Origin of the sequence: Roseomonas rosulenta, from assembly GCF_016106005.1 — a bacterium.
Classification (GTDB): Bacteria; Pseudomonadota; Alphaproteobacteria; order Acetobacterales; family Acetobacteraceae; genus Neoroseomonas; species Neoroseomonas rosulenta.
This window is the reverse complement of sequence record NZ_JACADR010000365.1, coordinates 1-3,729: the sequence shown is the minus strand read 5'-3', so window position 1 is coordinate 3,729 and position 3,729 is coordinate 1. Positions and strand designations below refer to the sequence as shown.

At 70.2% G+C, this 3,729-nt stretch carries 7 protein-coding genes and 1 tRNA gene; 3 read left to right on the top strand and 5 right to left on the bottom strand.

Features of this window, described 5'->3' with window-relative positions; all coding sequences use genetic code 11:
- Positions 1-10: 10 nt before the first annotated feature.
- Positions 11-919 (bottom strand): LysR substrate-binding domain-containing protein, encoded by a 909-nt coding sequence (locus HW578_RS24260; protein ID WP_198373275.1) that lies wholly within the window; start codon positions 917-919, stop codon positions 11-13.
- 84 nt (positions 920-1,003) lie between these two features.
- On the opposite strand from HW578_RS24260, the gene HW578_RS24255 reads away from it, so the two are divergent.
- The 3 genes from HW578_RS24255 to HW578_RS24245 all read left to right on the top strand — a co-directional run bounded on the left by HW578_RS24255 (position 1,004) and on the right by HW578_RS24245 (position 2,496).
- A complete protein-coding gene (locus HW578_RS24255; RefSeq protein ID WP_198373274.1) occupies positions 1,004-1,747 on the top strand; it encodes a TSUP family transporter in 744 nt (247 codons plus the stop codon).
- Positions 1,748-1,758: 11 nt separating this feature from the next.
- Positions 1,759-1,968: a hypothetical protein gene (locus HW578_RS24250; protein ID WP_198373273.1), complete on the top strand. Its 210-nt coding sequence runs from the start codon at positions 1,759-1,761 to the stop codon at positions 1,966-1,968.
- 72 nt (positions 1,969-2,040) lie between these two features.
- Positions 2,041-2,496 (top strand): lipocalin-like domain-containing protein, encoded by a 456-nt coding sequence (locus tag HW578_RS24245; protein ID WP_198373272.1) that lies wholly within the window; start codon positions 2,041-2,043, stop codon positions 2,494-2,496.
- Between the two features lie 123 nt (positions 2,497-2,619).
- Here the strand turns inward: HW578_RS24245 and nusG are convergent, their stop codons facing one another.
- From nusG to HW578_RS24225, 4 genes are all read right to left on the bottom strand, one after another.
- Positions 2,620-3,156: a transcription termination/antitermination protein NusG gene (gene nusG / locus HW578_RS24240; protein WP_198373271.1), complete on the bottom strand. Its 537-nt coding sequence runs from the start codon at positions 3,154-3,156 to the stop codon at positions 2,620-2,622.
- Positions 3,157-3,170: 14 nt separating this feature from the next.
- Positions 3,171-3,365 carry a preprotein translocase subunit SecE gene (secE, locus tag HW578_RS24235; protein WP_198373270.1) on the bottom strand — a complete coding sequence of 65 codons (195 nt, stop codon included), beginning with the start codon at positions 3,363-3,365 and terminating at the stop codon, positions 3,171-3,173.
- A gap of 83 nt (positions 3,366-3,448) precedes the next feature.
- A tRNA-Trp gene (locus HW578_RS24230) sits at positions 3,449-3,525 on the bottom strand.
- A 46-nt stretch (positions 3,526-3,571) separates the two neighbouring features.
- A partial coding sequence (locus tag HW578_RS24225; protein WP_456308278.1) for an EF-Tu C-terminal domain-related protein occupies positions 3,572-3,729 on the bottom strand: 158 nt, incomplete at its 5' end.

The window sequence follows — 3,729 nt, the reverse complement described above, 5'->3', positions numbered from 1 at the left end:
CGCGTCGGCATCACGTCGAGCGAGGCGGCCTGACGGCGGGGGGCGTGGCGGCGTCGCCAGCCTGCGCCATGATCCAGCGCCGGAAGGCGGCAAAGGCCGGTTCCGCCGTGCGCGAGGGACGATAGACCAGGTACCAGCCCATCCCCTTGGGCACCGTGGTGGCGAAAGGTGCGACCAACCGGCCGGCGGCAAGGTCGTCATCCACATAGGGCCGGATGCCCATGGCGATGCCGAGCCCATCCAGCGCCGCCTGGAGGGCCTGGCCGTAATAGTCGAAGACGGGACCCGTCGCGACGAGGCCAGGCTGCCCGGCCGCCCCGGCCCAGCGGGGCCAGTCCTCGGGCGCATGGGCCACGCGCAGCAGGCTGCCGGGGTCGAGGTCACCGGGCGCGCGCAGGCGCCGGGCGATGGCCGGCGCGCAGACCGGCAGCAGGTCCGCCGCCACCAGCGGGTCCGCCGCGAAGCCCAGCCAGTCGCCGGTGCCCAGGCGGATGCCGCAGGACCAGCCCTCGGCGAAGGGCACGGTGGCGCCACCGGTGGCGATGCGGACTTCGATATCGGGTGCTGCGGCGCGCAGGGCAGCCAGGCGCGGGATCAGCCAGCGGATGGCGAAGGTGGGGCCGACGCCGACGGTCAGGACGCGGGCGGCGACGACCTCGGCCGTCAGCCGCGCCAGGCTGTCGAGCAGCGGCGTGAGGCCGGCGCGATAGGCCTGTCCTGCCGCGGTCGGGACCAGATGGTTGGCCTGCCGTTCGAACAGCGCCACGCCCAGGCGCTGTTCGAGCAGCCGCACCAGCCGGCTGATGGCGGCGGCGGTGACGTGCAGCTCCGCCGCCGCGGCCACGAAGGACCCGGTGCGGGCGGCGGCCTCGAAGGCGCGAATGCCGTTGAGCGAGGGCAGGCGGCGGGGTTCGAGCATCAGGAAAACTTGGGCTAAGCCTCAGATAACGCCGTTCGACGACGGCGATCAACCGGCGCAGAACGCGGTACGGAGGCGCTGCCGATGTCACCCCTGCTGCTGTTCGTCGTGCTGGTCACCATGGTGGGGACGTCGCTGCTGTCGGGCGTCTTCGGCATGGCGGGCGGGCTGGTGCTGATCGGCGTGCTGCTGGTGCTGCTGCCGGTGCCGGATGCCATGGCGCTGCATGCGGTGACGCAGATTTCCTCCAATGGTTGGCGGGCGTTGTTGTGGTGGCGGCATATCCGGCTGCGGCCGGTGCTGGCGCATGGGCTGGGCAGCGCGCTGGGGCTGGCGGTGTGGTCGGCGGTCCTGCTGGTGCCCGACCGCGCAGTGGCGCTGCTGCTGCTGGGGTGCAGCCCCTTCCTGGCGCAAGCGCTGCCGGCGGGGTTCCGGCCGGATCCGGGACGCCCGGCGCATGGTGTGGCGGTCGGCTTCACCTGCATGACGCTGATGGTGATGACCGGGGTGGCGGGGCCGCTGCTCGATCGCTTCTTCCTGGGCGGCGCGCTGGATCGGCGGGAGATCGTGGCGACCAAGGCGGCGTGCCAGACGCTCGGGCACAGCATGAAGCTGGTGTATTTCGCGGCGCTGGTGGCGCAGGCGGGGCGGGTCGATCCGATGGTGGGGGTGCTGGCGGTGCTGGCCTCCATGGCCGGGACGATGCTCGCGAAGCGGTTCCTCGAGGGCATGAGCGAGGCCGGGTTCCGGCTCTGGGCCGGGCGGATCGTGACGGCGCTCGGGGTGTTCTACATCGCGCAGGGCGGCTGGCTGCTGATGGCACCGTGAGGGAGGGGGAGATGTCCGAGGTTCTGCGCCCGTTGATCCTGGACCTGGTGGCGCATGTCGCCGAGCACCCGCGGCCCTATGCCGAGGTGATGGACGCCTGGCGCACGTCCTGCCCTCGCCTGACGGTGTGGGAGGATGCGGTGGACGCGGGCTTCGTCACGCTCCGTGACGGCGCGGTTCACGCCACGGAAGCGGGCCGCAAGGCGCTCTTGCGGCGCTGACGGCGCTGACGGCGCGGTCCCGGGCCCAGCCACACGACGTGCTTGACGAATACCCCGCGCCGGCTGCGAAGCTTGACCCTGGCCCGCCCGACTTGCGGCGGAACGGAGGTGGTCATGACGCCCCACCCTCTGGTCGGCACTTGGAGCCTCGTCTCCTGGCAGGTCGTGGTCGACGGCGTCGCGCAGGATCTGTTCGGCCCCCATCCGAAGGGCTGGCTCATCCTCACCCAGGAAGGCCGCGCGATGGCGCTCACAACGGCCGAGGACCGCATCCCTGGCGAGGGCGATGCCGAGCGGGCCGCGCTGCACCGATCCATGCTCGCATACACCGGGCGTTACCGGGTCGAGAGCGACCGTTTCGCGACGACCGTCGACGCCTCCTGGAATGAAGCCTGGAACGGGACGGAGCAGTGGAGGCACTTCCGGGTCGAGGACGACCGGCTGTTCATCCGGTCCGCCCCGGCGCCCAGCATCATCGTTCCCGGCCGCACGGATTACCGCGTCATCGTCTGGAAGCGCGAAGCCTGACGTCGCGCGCGACCGGACGATGTGGACACAGGCCAGTGTCCGATCGGCGATGCTCAACTGAGCGGCGGGCGGGATGGCCTTGCCACCCCGGCGCCAGGTCCGGGGGCGGCGCCCCCGTGGCACCTACAGCTTCTCGACCTGCCCGTATTCCAGGTCCACCGGCGTCGACCGCCCAAAGATGGACACGGACACCTTCACGCGACCCTTCTCCTCGTCGACTTCCTCGACCACGCCGTTGAACGACGTGAACGGGCCGTCGGCGACACGAATCTGTTCGCCCACCTCGAACAGGATCGCGGGCTTGCGCGGTTTCTCGACACCTTCCTGCACCTGCTTCAGCAGGCGTTCGGCCTCGCTGGCCGGGACCGGCTGGGGCTTGTTGCGCGCACCCAGGAAGCCGGTGACCTTCGGCGTGTCCTTCACCAGGTGCCAGGCGTCGTCGGTCATCTCCATCTTCACCAGCACGTAGCCGGGGAAGTACTTGCGGTCGGTGTCGACCTTCTGGCCGCGGCGGACCTCGGTGATCTGCTCGGTCGGCACCAGCACGTCGTCGAACTTGTCGGCGAGTCCCTTCTGGGCGGCCTGCTGCTTGATCTGCTCGGCGATCTTCTTCTCGAAGCCCGAATAGACATGGACCACGTACCACTTCTTGTCGGCCACGGTGCCGTTCCTCCTCAGCCGATGCCGAACACGAGCCGCATGGCCAGCTGGATCAGCTTGTCCACCACCAGGAAGAAAATCGCCGCGAGTGCCGACATCGCCAGCACCAGGCCGGTGGTGACGAGGGTCTCCTTGCGGGAGGGCCAGGTGACCCTGGAGACCTCCTGGCGGACTTCCCGGACGAACTGCGCCGGATCGAGCTTGGCCAAGTCGATACCCTTTTGAACGCTTGCGGGCGGCGGCCCATGGTCGGGACGCCACCCGGTGTGAAGGTCACGCTGCGCGGCGTGGGTGGCAGGGGCGGAGGGTCTCGAACCCCCAACCTCCGGTTTTGGAGACCGGCGCTCTAGCCAATTGAGCTACGCCCCTCCGGCACGCCGCCGTCACATACCGCGACGGCGGCGCGGACGCAAAGTCAGGCCGTGATCTTCGCGACGACGCCCGCACCGACGGTCCGGCCACCCTCGCGGATCGCGAAGCGCAGACCCTCGTCCATCGCGATCGGCGCGATCAGTTCCACATCCATCGACACGTTGTCCCCCGGCATCACCATCTCGACACCCTCGGGCAGCG